The 23,444-nt window shown below is 71.4% G+C and carries 12 protein-coding genes; 5 read left to right on the forward strand and 7 right to left on the reverse strand.

The features are described 5' to 3' along the window. Nucleotide 1: 1 nt before the first annotated feature. The 5 genes from OTB19_RS29255 to OTB19_RS29275 all read right to left on the reverse strand — a co-directional run bounded on the left by OTB19_RS29255 (nucleotide 2) and on the right by OTB19_RS29275 (nucleotide 7,059). A complete protein-coding gene (locus tag OTB19_RS29255; RefSeq protein WP_267801539.1) occupies nucleotides 2–1,525 on the reverse strand; it encodes a Wzz/FepE/Etk N-terminal domain-containing protein in 1,524 nt (507 codons plus the stop codon). Next, the gene (locus tag OTB19_RS29260) at nucleotides 1,522–2,889 is read right to left on the reverse strand and encodes a Wzz/FepE/Etk N-terminal domain-containing protein (protein WP_267801540.1); all 1,368 of its coding nucleotides are present in this window, start codon (nucleotides 2,887–2,889) and stop codon (nucleotides 1,522–1,524) included. The genes OTB19_RS29255 and OTB19_RS29260 overlap by 4 nt, the downstream gene beginning before the upstream one ends. Then, nucleotides 2,882–4,150, reverse strand: coding sequence for a glycosyltransferase family 4 protein (locus tag OTB19_RS29265; protein ID WP_267801541.1), 1,269 nt, complete (start codon nucleotides 4,148–4,150; stop codon nucleotides 2,882–2,884). Before OTB19_RS29265 ends, OTB19_RS29260 begins: the two co-directional genes overlap by 8 nt. Further along, nucleotides 4,140–5,456: a nucleotide sugar dehydrogenase gene (locus tag OTB19_RS29270; RefSeq protein WP_267801542.1), complete on the reverse strand. Its 1,317-nt coding sequence runs from the start codon at nucleotides 5,454–5,456 to the stop codon at nucleotides 4,140–4,142. Before OTB19_RS29270 ends, OTB19_RS29265 begins: the two co-directional genes overlap by 11 nt. Nucleotides 5,457–5,529: 73 nt before the next feature. Then, nucleotides 5,530–7,059 carry a sugar transferase gene (locus tag OTB19_RS29275; RefSeq protein WP_420716934.1) on the reverse strand — a complete coding sequence of 510 codons (1,530 nt, stop codon included), beginning with the start codon at nucleotides 7,057–7,059 and terminating at the stop codon, nucleotides 5,530–5,532. A gap of 976 nt (nucleotides 7,060–8,035) precedes the next feature. On the opposite strand from OTB19_RS29275, the gene OTB19_RS29280 reads away from it, so the two are divergent. Next, complete coding sequence (locus OTB19_RS29280) at nucleotides 8,036–8,698, forward strand: deoxynucleoside kinase (protein ID WP_267801543.1); 663 nt, start codon at nucleotides 8,036–8,038, stop codon at nucleotides 8,696–8,698. A gap of 88 nt (nucleotides 8,699–8,786) precedes the next feature. Here OTB19_RS29280 and OTB19_RS29285 read toward each other — a convergent pair whose 3' ends face one another. Next, nucleotides 8,787–10,412, reverse strand: a complete 1,626-nt coding sequence (locus OTB19_RS29285) for a putative glycoside hydrolase (protein ID WP_267801544.1) — start codon at nucleotides 10,410–10,412, stop codon at nucleotides 8,787–8,789. A gap of 203 nt (nucleotides 10,413–10,615) precedes the next feature. Here OTB19_RS29285 and OTB19_RS29290 point away from each other — a divergent pair, with 203 nt between their 5' ends. Beyond that, nucleotides 10,616–11,626, forward strand: a complete 1,011-nt coding sequence (locus OTB19_RS29290) for a polysaccharide deacetylase family protein (RefSeq protein WP_267801545.1) — start codon at nucleotides 10,616–10,618, stop codon at nucleotides 11,624–11,626. A gap of 112 nt (nucleotides 11,627–11,738) precedes the next feature. Here the strand turns inward: OTB19_RS29290 and OTB19_RS29295 are convergent, their stop codons facing one another. Next, nucleotides 11,739–12,149 (reverse strand): VOC family protein, encoded by a 411-nt coding sequence (locus OTB19_RS29295; RefSeq protein WP_267801546.1) that lies wholly within the window; start codon nucleotides 12,147–12,149, stop codon nucleotides 11,739–11,741. 869 nt (nucleotides 12,150–13,018) lie between these two features. Between OTB19_RS29295 and OTB19_RS29300 the strand changes: the two genes are divergently transcribed. From OTB19_RS29300 to OTB19_RS29310, 3 genes are all read left to right on the forward strand, one after another. Further along, on the forward strand, nucleotides 13,019–14,263 hold the full coding sequence (locus tag OTB19_RS29300; RefSeq protein ID WP_267801547.1) for an NAD(P)/FAD-dependent oxidoreductase: 1,245 nt from the start codon (nucleotides 13,019–13,021) through the stop codon (nucleotides 14,261–14,263). Between the two features lie 427 nt (nucleotides 14,264–14,690). Continuing rightward, complete coding sequence (locus tag OTB19_RS29305) at nucleotides 14,691–15,932, forward strand: aromatic ring-hydroxylating oxygenase subunit alpha (RefSeq protein WP_267801548.1); 1,242 nt, start codon at nucleotides 14,691–14,693, stop codon at nucleotides 15,930–15,932. Further along, a partial coding sequence (locus OTB19_RS29310) for an amino acid adenylation domain-containing protein (protein WP_267801549.1) occupies nucleotides 15,929–23,444 on the forward strand: 7,516 nt, incomplete at its 3' end. The genes OTB19_RS29305 and OTB19_RS29310, both read left to right, overlap by 4 nt.

Below are 23,444 nucleotides of genomic sequence, written 5' to 3' on the forward strand. Positions count from 1 at the left end.
CCTACCGCGCTTCCTGGTCGATGTCCGGGACTCGTGCCCATGACGGCCCCTCCGGCCGAGGCCGGTCCGTCCCGTTCCGGCGGGCCGTCGGCTCGTTGTGGCCGCGCAGCGCGGTGTGCGCCCCGTCCCACAGCGTGCCGTCGGTCCGATCACGCGGATCGGGGTCGATCACCACCACGCCGATCACCGCGATGCCCAGGTCCGCGAGCTGCCGGGCCACGGTGTGCAGCCATGCGGCGCTGCCGTGCCCGGCCCGCACGACGAGCACCGTCCGCGTGCCGAGGTACTGGAGGTCGGTCCACGCCGCGCCGGGCGCCACCGAGCCGACGCCGAGCCGACGCTCCTGCCGGGACGGGCTCGCGGCACTCTCGCCGTCGACCACGGTGGGGTCTCCCGGCTTCGGCTGGTGGTGGGCGAGCCGCCGGCCCGGCAGGCCGTCGACGATCACCACCGGTCCCTCCTCCGCCAGTGCGGCGGCGAGGTCCAGGGCGATCACGCTCGTGGTGCGCGCACAGCCCAGATCCAGCAGCGACACCGGTTCCGCGGAGCCGCGCACGGTGCGGGCCAGGGTCGTGGTGAGCCGTGTCCGCGCAGCCCGGGACCGTCGGCCCTGCCACGGCCCGGCCGACCGTCGGTGCGTGCGACGCAGCTCCGCGACGACCGAGGCGCCGAGGTTCGCCGCGATCTCCCGGCGCAGCACGGGACGGTCCGCCACCACGGCGCCGACCGCGGCCACCGCGAGCCCGAGGACGAGTCCGAGGACGAGCCCGACCCCCGCGTTGGTGACGGCGGTCCTGGGCAGGGAGTGCCGCACCGCGCGCGCGTCGTCCACGATCTGCGTGCCGGCGATGAGCCGGGGCGCGCCGATGCGCGCCTCCGCCGCCCGCCGGCCGAAGTCGGTGATCCGCGAACCGAGTTCGGCCCGGCGGGTGAAGAGGGACTCCATGTTCGCCGACGCCTTCGGCCCGCTCTGCGGCGACGAGTCCCCGATGGCCTTGTTGACCTGGGCGAGTTCGTCCTGCATGCGGTCACGCTGGTCCAGCAGGGTATTGGCCTCGGCGTCCGCGGCCTCCCGGATGCGCCGCACGTGGTCCGCGACGAACGCGTCGGCCAGCGCCTTCGCCCGGGCCGTCGCCTCCACGTCGCCGGCACCCGTCACGGTGATCTGGAGCAGGTTGTTGGACAGGCCGACACCCCCGTAGTCCCGCATGAAGTCCTCCGGTTTCTCCGGGGATCCGAGGGCTTGCAGGGCCTTGCCGGCGATCCGCGTGGTGTGCAGCAGTCCGACGTCGGTGCGGATCAGCGTTCCGGGGTCGTTCGGCTGGTCCGCCTGGTGGGCCACCAGCACCGTGGTCACCGCGGTCCGCGGCGGGGGCATGAGGACCGCCACCGCCGCCCCGACGAGCAGCCCCAACAGCGCCATGCAGGACCAGAGGCGGCGGCGCCTGCGCACCGCGACCACCAGTGCCTGGAGGTCCAGCAGGGGAGCGGCGGCCGACGGATGCGACGGCGCGGGCGTGCTCACGCCGAACCTCCCGACGCGTCGACGCCCACCGCGGACGCCGGCGTGGTGTCCTGCGCGGGATCGCCGGCGGACTTCTCCGGACGGGCCCGGACCATGCCGGCGAGGACGACGCCGACGACCTCCTGCCGGGCATCCGCACACGCCCCGGCGATGTCGGCGAGTTCAGCCGCGGTCCAGTGGCCCGCGCTCAGCACGACCACGGCACCGGACTCGTCGTCACGCTCGGGCACCAGCGGCCGGGACACCGACACCTCCACCACCCGCAACGGCGGTTCGCCCTCGGCCTCGACGACGAGTTGCCCGGCCGCCCCGAGGGCGGTCTCGTCGCCTTCCGGAACGATGACCAACAGCGGCCGGGGGAGTGGCAGTCGCTCCCGCAGGCGGGCGCACACCCGCCGGTAGCGGACGCGCCGGCCGGCCTCGTCCCCGGAGGCCCGCGGGGCCGGTACGTCCCACCGGGCTTCGAGGCCGAGCAGCCGCCGGATCACGGCCCGCGGGCCACGGCCCTCCGACCGGTGCACGAGCCGATCGCCGGGTACGTCGACCGTACCCAGCAGCGTCGAGCCCAGCGCCGCGGCGATCTCCGCCTCGGTGCGCAGCCGGCGACTCATCCGTGCGGTGGCGAGATGACCGATGACCGCGAGCAGGAAGAACAGCAGCGCCCCGCCGCCGACGAGCTGCACCCTCGTCGGCGGTGCCTCGCCGGTGGGCCGGGCCGACGGCCCCATGACGACCATGGTGGCCTTGTCGGCGGCCGGGTCGGCCTGTTCCAGTTTCTTGACGGCCTCTTGCAGCGCGGTACGCAGTTTCGCGAGTTCGGTACGGGTCTGCACGCTCTCCACGGACTTCCCCGGATCGGCCGCGTCGGCGAGCTCGGTGATGCGGCGGCTGGTCTGCATCACCATCTGCCGCAGCGCCTCGGGCCGCGCCGCCGCCTCGGGATCGGCGCCGGCGCCCGCGATCCGTGCGGCGAACGTGACGAACTGCCGGGCCACCTCGTCGGAGAGCCGCTGTGCGCGCTCCGGGGTGTCCGAGGTGCCCGAGATCGTGATGATGTTCCCGTCGGCGGTGGTGGCGCTCACCCGGTCGCGCAGCTCGTTGCCGCTGACCTCGGTCCAGCCGAGGGTGGCGGCAGCGCGGTCGAGCACCACCGAACTGGTCGCGATCTCCGCCTGGGTCAGCAGCTCGCGCTCCTGCCACGCCCCCGGCAGCAGGACCGATGCCGACGTCGTGTACTGCGGAGGGAACAGCAACGAGGTGCCGTAGCCGACGAGCGCACCCACCACGACGAGGAGGGTGAGGAGTCGCCGGCGGCGACGGATGATCCGCCCCATCGTGACCAGGCGTATCGTGTCATCACTCAACGGTGCGGCCTCCTCCCGCCCGGTCCGGGTCGCCCGTCGACACCTCGGCGGCGTCAGGGCGGGCTGCGGCGTAGGCGGCGAGCAACGAGGCTTGCGAGTTCCGCCAGGAGAGCGGCCCGTTGATCCGCTCCTGGCCGATCTTGCCCATGTGGGCCCGCTTCTCCGGATCGTCCAACAGCAGCGCGATGAGCCTGGCGAACTCGGCCTCGTCGTTGGCCGGCGCGTAGACGGCGGCCTCCCCGGCGGAGACCCGCGCCTCACGGAGGTCGAACGAGACGATCGGCCGACCCATCACCATGTACTCCAGGACCTTGTTCATGGTCGACACGTCGTTGAGTGGATTGAGCGGATCGGGGGACAGACACACGTCCGCGGTGGACAGGTAGCGCACCAGGTCGGCGTCCGGGATGCGCCCGGTGAACTGCACCTGCTCCGAGAGGCCGAGCCGCCGGGACAGCTCCACCATCGCGTCGAAGCTGTCGCCGGCGCCGACGAACACCGCGTGCCAGTCGGTCCGCCCGAGCTCGTCGCGCAGCTTCGCGAGGGCCCGCAAGGCGTAGTCGACGCCGTCCTGCGGCCCCATGACGCCGAGGTAACACAGCAGATGGGGCTTGCCGCGCTTCAGCTCCGGCTCGGGTGGCACCGGCCGGAACCGGTCGGTGTCGGGTGCGCTGCGCACCACGAACACGTCCTCGGCCCGCCGACCGCCACGGCGCATGGCGACGTCCCGGTAGCTCTCGTTCGTGGCGAGCACGATGTCGGCGGCCCGGTAGGTCCGCCGTTCCAGCGCGAGCACGGCGCGGTACAGCAGGTCCTGGCCGCGGTCGAACCGGGAGAGGTACAACTCGGGTACCAGGTCGTGCTGGTCGAAGACGAACCGCGCCCCGCGCCGCTTCAGCCACAGCGCCGGCAGGAACAGCAGGTCCGGCGGATTGCAGGCGTGGACCACGTCGACCGGGCCGACCTTGCGGGCCAGCCGGACCGTGTGCCACAACGCCGATCCGTACTCCTGGAGGTAGCCGGCCGGCCCTCCGGTGGCCGCGCGCAACGGGTAGCGGTGGATCCGCACCCCGTCGATCTCGACCTCCGACTCCGTGTCCCGGCTGGTCCCTTGGGGACAGATCACGTGCACCGTCCAGCCCGCGTCGCGCAGCGTCGTGCACTCCTGCCACACACGCCGGTCGAACGGCACCGACAGGTTCTCCACGAGGACCAGCGCGCGACGGGTCGCCCCGCCGCGGCCGGTCGCGTTACCAAGCAAGGCCCATGTACCCCGGTTCGGCCCGACGCGCCTCGGCGTCGGGGAGGCGGACGAGATCGACGATCAGAGTGCCGTCGCCATGGGGCAGCGCCGACAACACGGCCGGATCCCTGGTTCCGACCAGGCACACCTCGGCATGCTCCAGCACCTCACCGATGGATTCGGCGAGCAGTTGCGCGAGGTGGGGCAGCCGCGTCTCGATGTACTCGCGGTTGGCGCCGAGCAGCCGGGAGAGGTTCACATTGGGGTCGTAGATCCGCAGGTCGTAACCCTTGCCGAAGAGTCTCTCCGCCAGCTCGACGAGCGGGCTCTCGCGGAGGTCGTCGGTGCCGGGTTTGAAGGACAGCCCGAACAGGCCCACCCGACGCTTGCCGGTGCGCGCGACCAACTCCACTGCGCGCTGAAGGTGTTCGGAGTTGGAGGGCAGCACGTGGGCGAGGATGGGCACCGAGATGTCGGCGCTTCGTGCCGCGTGGAGCAGGCTGCGCAGGTCCTTGGGCAGGCAGGAGCCGCCGAAGGCGAATCCGGGCCGCAGGTAGGCGGGGCTGATGTTCAGCTTGCGGTCGGCGAGGAACACGTCCACCACCTGGTGGGTGTCCACTCCCAGGGCGTGGCACACGGCGCCCAGCTCGTTCGCGAAGCCGATCTTGAGGCCGTGGAACGCGTTGTCCGCGTACTTGATCGCCTCGGCCGTCGGGATCGGCACCCGGAACACCTCACCGGGCAGTCCGTCGTACAACGCCTCCACCACGTCGCCGCTCGCCGGGTCGAGTTCGCCGATGACGGTCTTGGGCGGGTCGAAGAAGTCCTGCACGCTCGTGCCCTCGCGCAGGAACTCCGGGTTGACCGCGATCCCGATGTCCACGCCGGCGGTGCCGCCGATGTACTTCTCCAGGATCGGTACCAGCAGGTTCAGGCAGGTGCCCGGCAGCATGGTGCTGCGGAACACGATGGTCTGCCGCCCACCCCGCTCGGCCACCGCGGCACCGATCTGCTCGGTGACCCGCTCCAGGTACGTGGTGCACAGGCTGCCGTTGGGCTCCGACGGCGTGCCCACGCACACCAGCGACACGTCACTGCCCATGATCGCCTCGCGGACGTCGCTGGTGGCGCGCAACGCCCCGGACCCCACGACCTCGGCGATGAGCTCGCTGATCCGCTCTTCGACCACCGGGGCCTTGCCGGCGTTGACCAGGTCGACCTTCGCCTGGTTCACGTCCACCCCGATGACCTCGTGCCCCAGGCTGGCCAGGCACGCGGCCGACACGCAGCCGACGTAGCCGAGCCCTAAGACGCTGACCCTCATAACCCGTTCCTCCCCCCAGGCAGGCCCTTTTGGCCTGCCGTACGTGAGCCGACCGGACAACGTTCACCGCGCATCAGTAGGCGCCCTGCCCCTGAACCACCGCGCGCAGCGTCTTCCACAAAATCACCGTGTCGAGGGCGAGCGACCAGTCCTCCACGTACCGCAGGTCCAGCCGGACCGCCTCCTCCCACGGCAGGTCGCTGCGTCCGCTGATCTGCCACAGTCCGGTGAGCCCGGGCTTGACCAGCAGGCGCCGCCGGATGTCCGGGCCGTAGGCGGCGGACTCCTCCGGCAACGGAGGCCGCGGACCGACGAGCGACATCGATCCGGTGAGCACGTTGAAGAGCTGCGGGAGCTCGTCGATCGAGTACCGGCGCAGCATCGATCCCACCCGGGTCACCCGTGGATCCCGGCGGAGTTTGAACAGGAGGCCGGCGCCCTCGTTGAGCTCGGCCAGCGCGGCACGTGCCCTGTCGGCCCCGGAGACCATGGTGCGGAACTTGACCATGGTGAACTCGCGACCGTCCTTGCCGACCCTGCGCTGCCGGTAGAACACCCCGCCGCGGCTGTCCGTCAGGACGAGCAGTGCGACGAGCGCCATCAGGGGTGTGAACAGCATCAGCAACACCAGCGCGCCCAGTCGGTCGACGACCTCTTTGACCGCCCGGCGGGCCCCGGTGAAGATCGGCATGCTGACCCGCAGGAGCGGGATCCCGAGGACCGCGTCGACGTGCAGCCGCGGGCCGGCCACTTCCATCAGCACGGGGGCCACGACCATCTCGGCATCGCTGCCTTCGAGGTTCCAGGCCAGTCGTTGCAGCCGGTCCGGGGACCAGTGCGGGTCCGGGGTGACCGCGACGACACGGTAGCCGTCACGGTGGACGTGGCCCGCGACGTCCGTCAGTCGGCCGACGACGGGCACTCCGTCCAGGTGGTCACCGTCGAGCCAGAAGCCGTCCGGCGTGCACACGGCCTCCACCCGCCACCCGAGGTGCGGAAACTTGCGGGTTCGGGCGATCAGGTCGCGCACGGTGGCCGGGCTTCCGGCGGCGAGCACCGGTCGCAGGCACCGCCCTTCCTTGCGCTGTTTGTGCAGCCACAGGCGCAGCAGGTACCGCTCGGTCATGGTGACGAGCGCGATCGCCGGTATCGCGACGAAGATCCAGAGCTTGATGTTGTGCGAGGTGAGGGCGATCCCGCCGAGGGCCAGTACGACGGCCGCCGTGAACAGTGAGCGTCCCAGTCGGCGGAACTCCTCGGCGCCCTGCCCGAGTACGGCCGGCGCCCAGGACCGGGTCACCGCAAGCGCTCCCAGCACCAAGAGCTCGGTGCCGAAGGCGAGGATTCTCCACTTCTCGTGCCAGTTGGCGGCGTCCCTGACCCCGAAGAAGCCGCCTATCGCCACCACCACGAAGGCGGTGGCCACGGTGTCGCTGATGATCACCGTATGGCGGTACCGCTGCGCCCAGTCGATCGCGGGCCGGCTGATCACTCCGTTCGCCGCGCGCCCGGGCGCCGATAATAACGGGCCGACCAACTCCCCATCGCCCTGCTGCACGGTTCCCCCCAGGTCGCCCGTGGACTCCACGTGTTCGTTCCACACGGTTCCTCCCCCCGGGAGGCCCGCGCCCCCCGCGCTGTTCGTCCCCCCGGGAGGCCCCACCTCCCGTGCCGCGCCGTTCGTCCCCATCGGGAGGCCCCCGCCCCCCGCGCCGCGCTGTGCTTTCCCCGGGGGGACTCGGCCCCCCGCATGGCATGCCTGGCCCCTGCGGCACGGGTGGCAGAAGCCCACCCGGCCGACAGTGGATACGCATGTCCTGTCAGGGCCCCGAGGCGTGCGGGAACCCGTTGACGATTGCCCCCGGCCCAAGGCTCCCCCCTCGGGCTCCACGAATCGATCACTCACGTCGGACGCCGGGTACGTGAATGCCGGCGGTCCATGACGTCAGAGCTGTAGATCACTGTGTGGTGCTTCGTGTCCAAGGATGCGAAGCACGGTCAATCTAGAGCATGGCGGGCCGCCTGAAGAGGGGAATGTATGCAACTTGTGCTCAGGCTTTGAAGGTTGACCCTCGAACGGTGAAGGTCCGGCGGTTCCCCGGAGACGAGGACGTGCCGTGTGACCTGTGCTGACGGGAGTTCTCCGGGCTGTCGACAGCCCGGCGCCCGCGGTGTTTCGGTACTGCTGTTCGCATCCGCCGAGGGCCCGTAACGGAGCTGCCCGGCCGCCGGCGCCGTACGTGGAGGACGCGCACCGGCCCGGGACGGCGTCCGGGGCGCGCTCCGGCGAGCGCGGGGCGAGGTGGCCGCCGGCGCACTGGCCGGAATGGGTCGGGTTGTCATTTATGCTTCAAGGCGGCCGCGCGGCGGTGGCTCGTCGCGGTCCGCGGCACCTCGGAACGGTCGGGTCCGGTCGGTCGTGGTGCGCGGCGTGCGTGGGGGCCCTGGTACGGACGGGAACCACAGGATGCTGGTCGAGAAGGTCTTGGGGAATCGAGCGACCGCCGACACGCGCTTCAGTGGTGTGGGGTGCACAACCCCCCGCCCGTGAACAGAAGACCCCCAGGGAGAAGTGAGGTATGCCGGTGATCTGCGTCGGAGGCATGATCGGTATCGGCAAGACGAGCGTGGCCGAGCTGCTCGCCAAGGAGCTGGGCAGCGACGTCTTCTACGAGAGCGTGGAAGACAATCCGATCCTTCCGCTCTTCTACACGGCGAGCCCCGAGGAGATCCAGGCCAAGCGCTACCCCTTCCTCCTCCAGCTCTACTTCCTGCAGACCCGGTTCGCCTCGATCAAGGAGGCGTACAAGCAGGGCGACAACGTCCTCGACCGGTCCATCTACGAGGACTGGTACTTCGCCAAGGTGAATCACGACCTCGGCCGGATCAGCTCCCTCGAGATGCGGGTGTACGAGGGGCTGCTCGACGAGATGATGCGCGAGATCGACGGCCTGCCCTACCGCAAGGCACCCGATCTCATGGTCTACCTCAAGGCGGACTTCGAGACGGTGCTGCACCGCATCGGGCTGCGGGGCCGTGACTTCGAGCAGGACGAGGGCCTCGTCGCGTACTACCGGACACTGTGGTCCGGCTACGACGACTGGGTGCACAAGCACTACTCGGCCAGCGAGGTCCTCGTCGTCGACATGAACCACACCGACGTGGTGAACAACCCCGAGGACGCGGCCCGCGTGGTGCGAGAGGTCAAGGACGCGCTGACGGTGGCGAGGCTCCGGGCCTGACGCAGTTCCCCGCGGGGGCCGCGACGAGGCGGCCGGTGCGCACACCACCGGTTCCGCCTCGGCGTCGGCCCGTGCGGGGGCTGCCCCGTCAGCGCGCGGCGATCCGCTGGAGCGCCGCGCCCTGGTAGCGGGCACCGGCGTTCCACAGGATGAAGGAGTTCATCTTGTTGGCCGCCGCGGCCTTGATCTGTTCGGCCACCTCGGCCGGCCCGTAGGTGCTGCCCATGGAGAAGTCCTGGAGCCACGGGACGATCTCGGTCCGGGTGCCCTTCGCCTGGCGGGCGAAGTCGGCGAGGGAACGCTGCACGATCGCGTACGGAGCGGTGTCGGGCTGCGCGACCCCGTATTCGCCCGGCCCCCAGTGGGACGGGTAGACCATGGGCGCGATGTAGTCGGTGACCTTGACCAGGGCGCCGATGTCCTGCGCGATCTCGGTGGGCCGGGTGGCTGCGATGCCGAAGACCGAGACGCCGAGGTAGGCGGCGTGCGGACGCAGCGCGGTGCGGGTTTCGGCGACGAACGAGGTGATGGACTGCTCGGGCGTGGCGCTGCCGATGCCCGGGAAGCGCATGTGGGACAGGGGGCCGTCCGGGCGGCGCACGTAGTCGTAGAGGATGTCGTCGAAGCCGAGCCGAGCCGCTTCGACGGCGAGGTCCCGGTTGTACGCGCGGACCGTCGGGTCGGCGAAGTTGGTGAAGGACAGGGCCCCGTAGTGGCCGCCGTCGTAGGGCTGTCCGGTCGGGGTCAGGACGAGCTGTTCGCCGTGGCCGGACTTCCAGGCGGCCGCGCCGAGCAGAGGGTCGCGGAAGGCCACGATGCGGCCGATGACCTGGGCGCCGGCGGCGTGGATCTCGGCGATCGCCTTGCGGGCGTCGTAGTAGCCCTTGGCGGCGCCGATCCGGCGGGCCAGCGGCACCTGGGAGGCGTACCCGACCTCGCCGTCCTCGTCCTTGACGTCCAACTCGACCGCGTTGAGTTTGCCGCTGCGAACGAGGGCGAGGATGTTGCCGCGCAGGGTGTCGTCGCCCCATCCGATGGCGGTGATGTGCGCGGCACGGACCATGGGGCGACGGCCCCGGACGGACACGTCCTTGGTGGTGGTGTTCCCGGCGCGGTCCACCGCGGTGACCGTCGCGAGGGGGGTGCCCTTGGCAACCGTGATCTTGAAGGCCCCGGCCTTGTCGACGGGGACCTTCCTGCCGTTGACGGTCACCTCGGAGTCGGTGGACGCACGGCCGGTGAGGGTCACGGGGGCGGCGACGTCCTTGACGTCGGGGTCGGCCACCGCCAGCTCGGGAGCGGTGGAGTCCACCCGGAAGCCCACGACCTTGCGGTACGAGGCGAAGGGGAAGCTGCTGTCGCCCGCCACCACCAAGGTGTGTCGGCCCTCGGAGAGGCGCGGGAGGACGAGTTTCAGGCGAGCGCCCTCGGCGGTGACGGGGACCGCCGTGCCGTCCAGGGTGGCGCGCAGCCCGTCCCTGCCGCCGGCCTCCTCGGTGGCCAGGTAGGCGCTGACCTGCGCCGCTTTGCGGCCGTCGAGGACGGCGCCGTCGCCCAGACCGTGGAGGCCCGGGCCCGGAGCGAGGATGGTCCAGGCCCCGACGGCCGCTCCGGCCAGTCCGAGGGCCCCGGTCGTCGCCAACAGGGCGACCCGATGGGTCGGGCGGCGGAGGCGGAGGGGGGTGGCCGAGCGCGATATGTGCTGGGGGGACATCGTGCCGTCCTTCGTGCCGTGGGCCGGATGCTGACTTCATTCATTGCCACACGGTGTCCCGGTCGCCGCGTTCCGCCCGTAATTCACACGAATGCCGCGTTCGTGCCCGGCGTGGCGGCTACGCCATGCAGGGGGCCGTGCGGTAGACGCGCTCCCGCCGGAGGTAGGGATGGCGCGACACGTCCGCCACGGAGGGGCCTCTCATGCGCCACCCGCTCGTTCCGCTGGGCGCCCTGGTGGGCGCCGCCCTGCTCGCCTCCGGCTGCTCCGCAGGGCCCTCACCGGCCACCGGCGAAAGCCGCGGGGCCACCTCGTCCGCGGCGGTCGGCCCCGTCGCCGCGAAGGCGCCGGCGGAGGTCGGCGCCGACGAACTCGGCCAGGTGCCCGTGCTGATGTACCACCAGCTCACCGAGAAACCGGCCGGCGTCTACGACCGCACCCCGGCCGATTTCCGCGCCGAGATGGAGCGCCTCGCGCGGGAGGACTACGTGCCCGTGACGGCCCGGGACTTCCAGACGGGCCGCATCGACATCCCCGCCGGCACGCACCCGGTCGTCCTCACCTTCGACGACTCGACCAACAGCCAGGTACGGCTCGGGCCCGGCGGCACCCCGGCACCGGACACGGCCGTCGCCATCCTGACGGAGACGGCCGGGAAGTACCCCCGCTTCAAGCCGGTGGCGACGTTCTTCGTCAACGCGGACGGCTTCTCGGCGACCGGTACCGCCAAGGCCCTGACCTGGCTGAAGGAGCACGGGCACGAGGTCGCCAACCACACCGACCGCCACGAGAACCTGCGCTCCCTGGACCAGGCGGGTGCCACGCGGGCGATCTCGGCCGGACAGCTCGCGATCGAGAAGGCGGCGCCCGGGACACGGGTCACCTCACTCGCCCTGCCCTTCGGTGCCATGCCCGAGCCGGCCGGAATCGCCGCGCGGGGAACGGGCTACCGTTACGACGGGGTGTACCTCGTGGGGGCCAACCCCTCGGTCTCACCGTTCGCGAACATGTTCACGCCCGGCGCGATCCCGCGGATCCGTTCGGCGGGGCCGGAGGGTGAGGACGCCGACTTCGGCTCCTCGCGCTGGCTGGACAAGCTCGCCGCGGGGAAGAACCGGTACGTATCCGACGGGGACCCGAACACCGTCGCCTTCCCGAGCGCCTCGCGGAACCGGCTGTCCCCGGCTTTCGCGCAGCGCGCACGCCCGTACTGAGCGGTGCGCGCGGCCGGTCGGCCGGTTCCGCCGGTGTGTTCTGACGGCCAAGTGCCGCCCGGCACGGCAGCCGGGCGGCACATCGACGGGGTGAACGTTGCCTGATGCGGTACTAGTTGTGCCGGGGCCAGAGGGGTCCCTGTTCGGTCCAGGTGACACCCTTGTTGCGGCAGAGGCAGAAGGGGTGGCCGATGGGGTCGGTGTAGACGCGGAAGCCGTAGTCGTCGGGGCCGATGCAGTCCCGCTGCAGGGTCGCGCCGAGGGCCAGGACGCGGCGCTGTTCGTCCTCGATGTCGTCGACTTCGAAGTCGAGGTGGAACTGCTTGGGGTGCTCGCTGTCGGGCCACTGCGGGGCGCGGTAGTCCTCCACCTGGATGAAGGCCAGTTCGATCTCACCGAACCGGATGCCGGCCCAGTTCTCGTCACTGCCCTCCTTGACCGGGAGCCCCGTCACCTCGGAGTAGAAGGCTGCGAGCTTCATCGTGTCCGGGCAATCGATGATGAAATCGGTGAGTCGTAGCATCAAGCGATCTTGTCACAAGGCCAAATGAGCCGGACTTCGAGACAGGTGACCGAGAACTCCCCACAGGGCGTTTGCCGGTGCCCCGCGCGTCACCGGGGCTCCGCACCGGCAGGTGCGTGGCCTCCGATCGTTCATCCCCTGTCAGGCCGCCCCGCCTCCGGGTCGCGGCCGGTCGGCGTGCGCGGCCCGGCCCGGTGCCGTGTGTGGGGTGGTCGGTTCCTCCTGTCGGCCCGCGGCGAGGTTCCGTGTCGTGTCCGTGTCGCGTCCGTGTCGTCACACCGTAGAAGACCGCGGAGCGGAGGCATATGTGGCCGCCCCTCACGATCGGGCTCCTTTCTGTGTGTGCGGACGCCACTGCGCGCACGATCCGACGATTCCCGACGCCTCCGACGGGTGGGGCTGCCGACCCTGCCGCAATTGCCGATTCGCGGACCTTCGGCACCTTGCCGCCGCCGGCTTTATGGGTTACGGAGAACGCCGACGGCTTCCGGGATTGCGCAATACCACGGAGGGTCCGTCAGGTCTCCCGGATCATCCGAACTGCGGATCGTGTCAAGTGCATTAGTTTAGGAAGAGAGCATTCCGCTATGGGTGATGACCGAACCTTGACCGGACTGGCTGATTTCTGCCCTGATGAGGATTGTGATGCATGGCACATCCTCGCCCCTTCAAATCGGTCAAAGAGGTGCATTGCCTACAGAAATCGAGCGGAGTGAGTGATTCTGTTGGCGAAAACCGAACGGTCGCCCAACGGTGGGACATTACCGAGGCTTGACCTGGATATACCGGTCTCCATAACCTCCGGATCGTGCTTGCGCCGCCGATCAACGGTGCATCAGTTACGTCAAACCATTTGACCGGAGGGTTGTATGTACGACGTTATTGTTGTAGGTGGCCGCTGTGCAGGATCGCCCGTTGCGATGCTGCTGGCTCGACAGGGGCACCGGGTGCTCGTGGTGGATCGGGCCTCATTCCCCAGCGACACGGTGTCGACCCACTACATTCACCAGGCCGGCCTGCTGAAGCTTCAGGACTGGGGTCTGCTCGACGAGATCATCGCGGCCAAGACGCCGGCGCTCCGAAAAATGCATTACTCCTATCGGGGCATCGATCTCAACGGTTTCGCCGATCCCGTGGGCGGGGTCGACGCCGTCTACTGTCCGCGCCGCACCGTGTTGGACGAGATCCTCGTCAACGCCGCCCGCAGGGCCGGCGCCGAGGTCATCGAAGGGTTCACCGTATCCGACCTGGTCTTCACCGACGGCCGTGTGACCGGAATCCGCGGACGCGAAGGGGACGGTCCGGAGCGGGAGTTCCGCGCCACCGTGGTCATCGGAGCCGACGGCTTCCACTCGACGGTCGCCAAGAAGGTGGGTGCGGAGCTGTACAACGTGCGCCCCGCGGCAGGCTTCATCTACTACTCGTACTACAGCGGGCTCGACGACTGGGGTCTGCACCACAAGACCGGGTTCAACGAGAAGTGGTTCGGCACCTGGCCGACGAACGACGGCGTGAACATGCTGGCCGTCATCTGTACGCGACGCCAGCTCAAGGAGTTCCGCCAGGACGTCGAGGCCGGCTTCCAGGGCGTGTTCGACGACGTGTCCCCGGAGATGGGGGCGCAACTGCACGACCAGGGACGGCGCGAAGAGGACTTCAGGCCGATGCGCTACCCGGACAACTACTACCGCCGCGCGTACGGTCCCGGCTGGGCCCTGGTCGGAGACGCCGGCTACCACAAGGACCCCTACACGGGATGGGGCATCACCGACGGCTTCCTGCACGGCGAACTCCTCGCGGAGCGCGTCCACCAGGGCCTGACGGGCGAGCGGCAGATGGACGAGGCGCTCGCCGAGTACAACAAGGTGCGCGACGAGGAGAGCGCCGGCGTCTACGACTTCACGACGACGCTCGGCGAACTCACCGAACTCCCGCCCTTCTTCCGGGCGACGATGGCCGCGATGGGCCAGACCCAGGAGTGGACCAACAAGATGCTCGGCCTGATCGGCGGAGTCGTCCCGGACTACGAGGTCTACGCGCCCGACGCCCTTGAGCAGCTCTACGACGCCGCCGGGACCCCGCAGGAGGAACGGATCTACGACCCGGCCGGCTGACTTTCCCCGCCTCATCGAGTCCCACGGGACACGAACGTCAAGTGCCGTGCGTCGAGCGTGCCGTTACCGGCGCTCGCGCCGGCGCTTCGCGCCACCCCACCCGGGCAGCCGTGCTGATCCCCACGGAGGACGGCGGGCCCGCCCGCGGACAGCCCCGGCGGCGGTCCGAGCACCCGCCGAGCCGCCCGCCCCGTAGCCGTCCGACCCCCAGGGCAGTCGCCCGACCACTCACCGACCGGGCCTCCGCGCGCCCCGTCGATCGTGACCGCCGCGCCCTGTCGGCCCGGCCGCTTCTTCCCGATCAGTGTTCAGTCACCCTGCCGTCCCGCCCCCGGCGAGGCTCGGTGCGGCCTTCCCCACAGGCCCCGAGCCCCAGGCGTTTCGGCACTGCATTCGATGCGCTTCACCCTCTGAGGGAGCCCAGCAGATGACGCGTGCGTCCAGCATGTTCGATCTCATCAGTGACCAGGACGAGGAAAGGCCCTACTTCGAGACAGGCGGCATCGGCAGGTCTCACGAGTTCTACACCGGTGAGGAGCAGTACCGGCAGGAGATGTCCCGCATCTACGGCCGGCGCTGGCTCCCCGTGGACCACGTCTCCCGCCTCAAGGAGAAGGGTGCCTACAGCACCCTGAACATCGGCACCGGCTCCGTCCTCCTCCTCCACGGGGACAATGGGATCCAGGCCTACCACAACTACTGCCGGCACCGCGGGTACAAGCTCGTCGAGGAAGCCACGGGCAAGCGGCAGAGCCTGGTGTGCCTCTACCACTGCTGGGTGTACGACCGGAACGGCAAGCTGAAGAGCCTCAACGGCACCTACCTGGACCACTTCTTCGAGAAGGAGAAGAACGGTCTGCTGCCGGTGCGCACCGAAGTCCGGTTCGGGGTCGTCTTCATCGCCCTCTCCGACGACGCGCCCGACCTCGACGCCTCGCTCGGCGAGTTCGGCGAGTTCGCGAAGGTCTACGAGCTCGCCGACCTGGAGTGCGTCGAGGCGAAGGACTACCCGGTCGCCTCGAACTGGAAGCTCGTGGCGCACAACGTCAACGAGAGCCTGCACTTCCCGACCGCGCACAAGGACCTGCACCGCATCACCGACTTCGACGACGCGGGCACCTACGACCTCAAGGGCGACATCGTCGGGGCGTGGCAGTCGATCCGCAGCGGCTACAACTCCGTCTCCATGACGGGGCGCAGCGGCCGGACGCCCATGCGGCAGGTTCCCGAAGGGGACCGGATGAAGATCAACTGGATCACCATCCTGCCCAACCTCCTGTTCGGGTTCACGGCCGACTACGTGATGATGCAGTGGGTCTGGCCCGAGAGCCCTGGCACCTGCTTCGTCCGGCACTTCTGGCTCTTCCACCCCTCCGAGACCGCCAAGAGCGACTTCTCCCACGAGGCCGTGTTCGCCCTGTGGGACAAGGCGAACTACGAGGACTGGGAGATGTGCGAGCGCACGCACCGCGGCCTGTCCAACCCGCTGTGGACGCCCGGCCAGCTCTCGCTCGACGAGGAGGTCGTCTCCCAGATCGACTCCTGGGTCGCCCGTGAATGCGCCGCCGCCCCGGCCACCCTCGCGCACGGCGAGGACCCCGCCGCCCAGGGGGAGCCCACCGCCGTCCGCGACGAGGACACCGCCGAGTCCGGGAAGGCCGCAGAGTGAGCACGACAGCCAACTGCTACCTCATCGGCGGTACCCGGGTCCTCACCCGGTGCGCCGCACAACTCCTCGACTCCGGCGTGCGGATCGAGGGCGTCCTCAGCGACGACCCCGCCGTGACGGCCTGGGCCGACACGCAGGGGATCCCCGTACTCGACCCCCACGCGGACCTGGCGCGGACGCTCTCCGCGCGGCCGTTCGACTACCTCTTCAGCATGGTCAACTTCCGGATCCTGCCCGCCCCGGTCCTCGACCTGCCGAAGATTGCCGCGATCAACTTCCACGACGGGCCGCTGCCCCGCTACTCCGGCAGCCACGTCCCGGCCTGGGCGCTGTACGAGGGCGCGTCCCGACACGCGGCCACCTGGCACCGGATGACGGAGGCCGTGGACGCCGGCGGCGTGCTGCTGGAGCGCTGGTTCCCGATCCGCGACCATTCCACCGCCCTGTCCCTGACGTACGAGACGGCCGAGGTGGGCATCGAGCTCTTCGCCGACCTCGTCCCGCACGTGGTGGCGCGCACCCTGCCCGAGCCGCTCGACACGGGCGACCGCGAGCGGCGGTTCTACCGGCGGTCCGACCGCATGGCGTCCGGCGGCATCATCCACGCCGGCACGTCCGCCGCCGAGGCCGAACGGCTCTCCAAGGCCCTGGACTACGGCTCCTTCCCGAACCCGCTCGGGGTGGCGACCCTCGTCACCGAGCAGGGTGCGGTGTTCACCCGGCAGATCAGGCTGATCCCGCGCGAGGACACCCGTACCGGGACCACCGTGCAGTCGGTGACCACGTCCGCCATCACCCTGGCGGCCCCGGACGCCGACCTCGTGCTGAGCGACTGGACCGCCGTCGACGGGAGCGCGCTGAGCGGCCAGGCGGCCGCGCAGCGGCTCGGGATCACCCCGGGGGCGCCACTGCCGGCGGCCTCGGAGCAGCGGCTGGCGGACATCGCCGCCGCCCAGAAGGTGCTGCGGCCCCACGAGCCGTGGTGGCGCGCACGGCTGGAGCGGCTGCGCCCCGCCCCGCTGCCCGCCGACGACTTCTCCGCCGCGGCGGCCCACTACAGCCGCCACGAGCTGGCGTTCACCCCCGCCTCGCGGGAGGAGGCGATCGCGGTCGTCCGCGCCTTCCTCACCGTCGTCGCCGAGCGCACCGGCGAGCAGGTCTTCGACTTCGCCTGGTCGCCGTCGTCCGCGCGGGTCCTCGCCGAGCGGACCCACGGCATCGCCGCCGCACGCTTCCCCGTGCGCTTCGACGGCGACACCACCCGCTCCCTCCAGGGCAAGCTGGACGAGGCCGCGGCCCACCAGGGCTACGCCGGCGACCTCGAACTCCGGCTCGGCCTGGCCGGACGGCCGCTCGGCTCCGACGAGCCGGACTTCACCCGCGTCATGGTGTTGGACCGCGACGCGGGGGAGGAGGCGTCCTCCGAACCGCACACCGAGATGGCCCTGCTGTGCCTGAAGGACGGGCCGCCCACGATCTTCGTCCGCGAGACCGCGATGGACGCGGACGCGGCCCTGGACTTCACCGAGCAGGTCGAGGACCTGGTCCTGACCGCCCTGCTCCACGGCGACGAGCCGCACCCCGCACCCCGCGCGGAGGGAAGCCCGGACGCACGGATCGAGGAGCACCACGCACCACCGGCCGCGGCCCTGCCGGACACCTCAGACGCCCCCGCCGCGTCCGGAACGCTCCTGGACCTGTTCGCCGCCGTCGCCGCCGACCGGCCCGGCGCCACCGCCGTCCGCAGTGGCGCCCGCACGCTGGACTACGCCGGACTGGACGCCTGGGCCGACGCCGTCGCCGCCCGCCTGCACGACGAGGGCATCGAGTCGGGCTCGGTGGTCGCCGTCCTCATGGAGCGGGACATCGCGCTGCTCCCGGCCCTGCTCGGAATCCTGCGCGCCGGTGCGGCCTTCCTGCCCCTGGACCCCGGATACCCCGTGGACCGGCTCCGGCGGTACGTGGGGGTCTCGCGGTGCGACCTCATCGTCACCGACGACCGCACCCACGCCCTGGGCGCGTCCCTGGGCCCGGCGCGGCGCCTACCCGACGCGGACGGTTCGGCGCAGGCCGTGCCGCCGAAGGTCACCGCCTCCGACCTCGCCTACCTCCTCTTCACCAGCGGCTCGACGGGAAACCCCAAGGGCGTGGAGGTCGAGCACGGGGCGCTGGCCAACTTCCTCACCGGGATCGGCGAACGCCTCGGAGTGTCGTCCGACGACACCGTGCTCGCGCACACCACCGTGGCCTTCGACATCTCCCTGCTGGAGCTCTTCCTCCCGCTCACGGCGGGTGCGACCGTGGTCCTGGCCTCGCGGGAGATCGCGGGAGACCCGTACCGTCTGGCCGAGCTCACCGCCGAGGTGACCGTGGCCCAGGCGACGCCCAGCCTGTGGCGCCTGCTGCTGGGCACCGGCTGGACCCCCGACGAACGGCTGACCGTCCTGTCCGGGGGCGAGTCGCTGCCGCCGGCCACCGCCGAGCGGCTCCACGCGGCGGCCCGCACCCTGTGGAACCTGTATGGCCCGACCGAGGCGACGATCTGGACCGCGTGCCACCGGGTCACCTCGGTGGGCTCCTTCGTTCCGCTCGGCGAGCCCCTGCCCCACACGGAACTACACGTCCTCGACGGGCGGTTGGAGCCGTGCGCCGCCGGATCCACGGGCGAGCTGTACCTGTCGGGCACCGGCCTGGCCCGGGGGTACGCCGGCCGGCCGGACCTCACGAACGACGTGTTCACCGTCCACCCCGTGACCGGCGTACGGCTCTACCGGACCGGCGACGAGGTCCGCCTGCACACCGACGGCGCGATCGAGTGGCTCGGCCGCACCGACGCCCAGGTGAAGGTGCGCGGCAACCGCATCGAACCCGCCGAGATCGAGCGGGTGTTGGAGAAGTTCGACGGCATCACCGCCGCCGTGGTCGTCGCGGCACGGTTCGAGGGACGGGGCGAACCGAGGCTGACCGCCTACCTGGTGGGCGAGGACACGCCGACCAAGTCCCGACTCGACGCGTTCGTCGGCGCCTCCCTGCCCGGCTACATGGTGCCCGACGCCTACGTCGACCTCGACGCCATGCCGCTGACCGACAACGGCAAGGTGGCCCGCGCCCGGCTGCCGCTGCCGACGCGCGACACCATCATCCCCTCCGCCACCGGGTCCGTCTCCGCTGAGACAGCGCCCGTGGAGTCCGTGGCGACCGGCGAGTCCGTGGAGACCGTGGAGCCCGTGGCGTCCGTGGACCCCTCGGAGCCGGCGACGGCCCCGATGACCGCGGAAGCGCTCGCCGAGTCGATCGCGGGAGTGTTCGCGGCCACCCTGGACCTTCCCGCCTTCGACGTGCACGCCAACTTCTTCGACCTGGGCGGCGACTCGGTCAACGTCACGTCCGCCGCCGTCGGCCTCGGCCGTGAGCTGGGCGCCGACATCACCGCCCCGTCGATCTTCGCCTCCGGCACCCCGGTGAAACTGGCCCGGCTGTTGGGCGCGGAGGGAGTGGTACCGCTGCAAGGCCGCCCGGAGACCGAAGGACCCGTCACGACCGCCCCGGAGGCGGCGCGTCCCGAGCCCCTCGCGACGGAACCCCTCACGAGCGAGCGGGAGGCGACCGTACCCGCGCGGCCCACCCCCGTCGTGTCCGCGGTGCCGGCGCCCGCGGAGCCCACCCGGCCGGCCGCCGACGACGGCGCCCTGGCCGTCATCGGCATGGCGTGCAGGTTCCCCGGAGCCGCCACTCCGGACGAGTTCTGGCAGAACCTCGTCGACGGGGTGTCCAGCGTCGGGCACGCCCCGGACGGCAAGCGAGGCTGGGCCCACCTGTGGGCCGAGACCGGCGCCGACGACGTACGGATGGGCTGGGTCGACGGTGTCGAGTACTTCGACGCCGCCCGCTTCGGACTCACCGACCGCGAGGCCCGCCGCATGGATCCCCTCCAGCGGATCCTGCTCAGCGTGACGGCGGAGGCACTGGAGAGCGGCGGCCACGACCACACTTCCCTCGGCGCCGCCACCGGCGTCTTCGTCGGCGCCATCGCGAGCGACTTCCCGGAGCTGGTGGCACGGAGCATCGGGCACGACGACCCGCACGTGGCGACGGGCACCGCCCCCTCCATGCTCGCCAACCGGCTGTCACACGTCTTCGACTGGTCCGGGCCGAGCTTCGCCGTCGACACGGCCTGCTCGTCCTCCCTCGTCGCCCTGCACCAGGCGGCCATGCACCTTCGGGCGGGCGACGTGGACGCCGCCGTGGTCGGGGCAGCCAACCTGGTCCTCACCCCGGCCAAGACGCGCTCCTTCGTCCGCAACGGGATGCTGTCCCCGCAAGGGACGTGCCGCGCCTTCGACGACGGCGCCGACGGCTACGTACGAGGAGAGGGCGCGGGCGCCGTCATCCTCAAGCGCCTCGCCGACGCCGAACGCGACGGCGACCCCGTCCTGGCCGTCATCCGCGGTACCGCCGTCAACCACACCGGGGGCAGCGCCGGCTTCCTCACGGCCCCCAGCAGGCCGGCTCAGGAAGCGGTCCTGCGCAAGGCGCTGGCCGGCTCCGGGCGCACCGCCGCCGACATCGGCTACATCGAGGCGCACGGCACCGGCACCCAGCTCGGCGACCTCATCGAACTCGAAGCCCTGCACGCGGTCCTGGGCGGCCCGACCGGCCGGCAACCCGTCGCCGTGGGCTCGGTGAAGACCAACATCGGCCACCTGGAGCCGGCCGCGGGCATCGCCGGACTGATCAAGACGATCCTGACGCTCCAAGCGGGCCACATCCCGCCGTCGTTGAACTTCAGCACCCCCAACACGTCCTTCGACTGCGACACCTCACCCCTGTTCGTGGCCGACCGGCCCCGGCCGTGGGGGAGCGGCCCGCGCGTCGCGGGCGTCAGCAGCTTCGGCTTCGGCGGCGCGAACGCCCATGTCGTCGTCGAGGCGGGCCCGGCCACCGCACCGGAACACGACGAGACCGGCCCGCGGCTGCTGGTCCTCTCCGCGGGCTCGGACGAGGCGCTGCGCACGCTGGCCCACCGACTCGTGCTGATGCTGCGCTCCTCCTACTGCCCCTCCCTGGACGCACTGAGCGAGGCGAGCCGGCAGCGCCCGGCGGGAGCCCACCGGCTGGCCTGCGTGGCGGACAGCGTGGAGCAACTGGAGGACAAGGTAAGGCTGTTCCTGGCCGGGGTGGCCGACACCCGCTCCCTCCACGTGGGCGTGGCCTCCCGGGCGGCGCGCACCCACGACGAGTCCCTCGACGCCGGCACCGACCGCCGGACGCTCGACGCGGCGGCCCGCGCGTTCGTCGGCGGCGCCGACCTGCCCGCCGGACCGCGACGCCTGGCGGGCGTGCGCTTCCCGACCCGGCCGCACGCCGAGAAGTACCTGTGGCTGGAGCCCGCCGAGCAGTCGAACGCCCCGGTGTCGAACGCCCCCGCGCCGAACGCCACCGTGCGCGAGGCCGCGCCCGGCCGGACGAGGAACACGTGGACGGAGCATCCGGAGGCCGCCGAGCACGTGGTCCTCGGCAAGCCGACACTGCCCGGCGCCGGATACCCCGGCAAGATCGCCGAACTGCTCGGCCGCGACCGGTTCGCGCTGCGGGACCTCACCTTCCGGGCGGCCGTCGAGACCCCCGCGACCCTCACCGCCGAGCGGGACGACGACGCGATCGCCTTTCGCGACGGCACCGGAGCGCTGGTGGCCAACACCGTGGTGACCGCGCCCGAACAACCCTCCCTCACCGCTCCGTCCGGCGCGGACGGCTTCACCCCCGTCGCGCTCGCCACGATGTACGAGGCCTTCGAACGCGCCGGGCTCGGCTACGGGGCCGGCTTCCGGACCGTGACCGCGCTCTCCGTGGCCCCCGGGCAGGCCACCGGTGTGCTGCGCGGCGTCGGGCGGACCACCGGCGCCGTGGACGCCCGGCTCCTGGACGGGGCCTTCCAGATCGCGCTCGCCGCGTGTGGTGCGCAGGGACTGTACGTTCCGTTCACCGTCGAGCGGCTCACCGTCCTCGGCCGACTTCCCGACACCGCCCGGGTCTACGCCCGGCGCGACCGGGACAGCGGACCGGACTCCGGGCTGCTGACCGCGAGCCTGGTGGTCCTCGACGGCGACGAACCCGTACTGGAGGCCCGCGGGATCACCTGGAAGCGGCTGGCCCCGGCACCATCGCCGGGAGGCGCGGGCGGCGACGCGCGGGGCGGCCACCGTCCCGCACCGGTCCCGGCGCGGAACCCGGCCCCGGCCTCCACCGCGGCGTCCAACGGCCACCGTCCCGCGCCGGCCCCCGGCCGCCCGACCGCCGGCGGTCTCGACGCGACGCTGGCCCGCTGGGTGGCGGCCGCCCTGGAGCTGGACGTCGACACACTGGAAACGGACCGTCCGCTCCAGGAGCAGGGGCTCGACTCGATGCTCGCGGTGTCGCTGGCCCAGGACATCCGGGTCAAGCTGGGCGTGGACATCCCCGTGACGCTCGTCCTGGAGGTCGGCACGGTCGACCGGCTGGTCGCCGAACTGAGGGACGAGTACGGAGTCACCTCGGCACCCGCCGACGCAAGCCCCCCGCACGTGGGCGAGCCACCGCAGACGCCCCTCCCCGAGGAACACGCGGAGCCCGCCCCGGCGCCCGTCCCCCTCGCGACTTCGGCCCCCGCCCCGGCCCCGGTCGTTGAACCGAGCCGGGACCTGGTTCCCACGGACGCGCAGCCGGGGTACCCGGCATCCACCGACGCGGACCTGCACGACATCGCCGTCGTCGGCTTCGACGGAGTGTTCCCGAACGCCGAGAGCGTCGAGGAGCTGTGGCGAGTCCTCGTGGAGGGCGAGGACTGCCTGACCGAGGTGCCGGAGTCCCGCTGGGACATCGACGCGTACTACGGAACGGACGGCGAACCCGGCACCGTCTACCTCAGGCGCGCGGGCTTCGTCCAAGGGCTGGCCGACTTCGACCCCGGGTTCTTCCGGTTGTCACCGGCGGAGGCGGCATGGATCGATCCCCAGCAGCGCCACCTCGTGCAGTCCGCCTGGCGGGCCCTGGAGGACGCCGGTCTGGCGGGGAAACCTCAACGCTCCACCGGCGTGTTCGTGGGCGCCAGCTATCAGCATTACCGCGACACGGTCGTCGGGGACGTCGTGCAGACGGCGGCGGGCCTGGGCAACCACAACGCGATCCTGGCGAACCGGGTCAGCTACTTCCTCGATCTGCACGGGCCGAGCATGACGATCGACACGTTGTGTTCGTCGTCGCTGGTCGCCCTGCACACGGCGGTGCGCAGCATCCGCGACGGCGAGTGCGAGCAGGCCGTCGTGGCCGGCGTGCACCTGGCCATGTCACCCCAGTACTTCCAACTGGGCTCGCGCCTGCGCTCGTTCTCCCCGTCCAACGCCCTGCGGCCGTTCGATGCGGGGGCGGACGGGTTCGTGCCGGGTGAGGGTGTGGTGACGGTGGTGGTGAAGCCGCTCCGGGCCGCGGTGCGGGACGGTGACCGGATCCGGGGTGTGATCAAGGGCAGTGCGG

Source organism: Streptomyces sp. H27-H5, assembly GCF_026627505.1.
GTDB lineage: Bacteria > Actinomycetota > Actinomycetes > Streptomycetales > Streptomycetaceae > Streptomyces.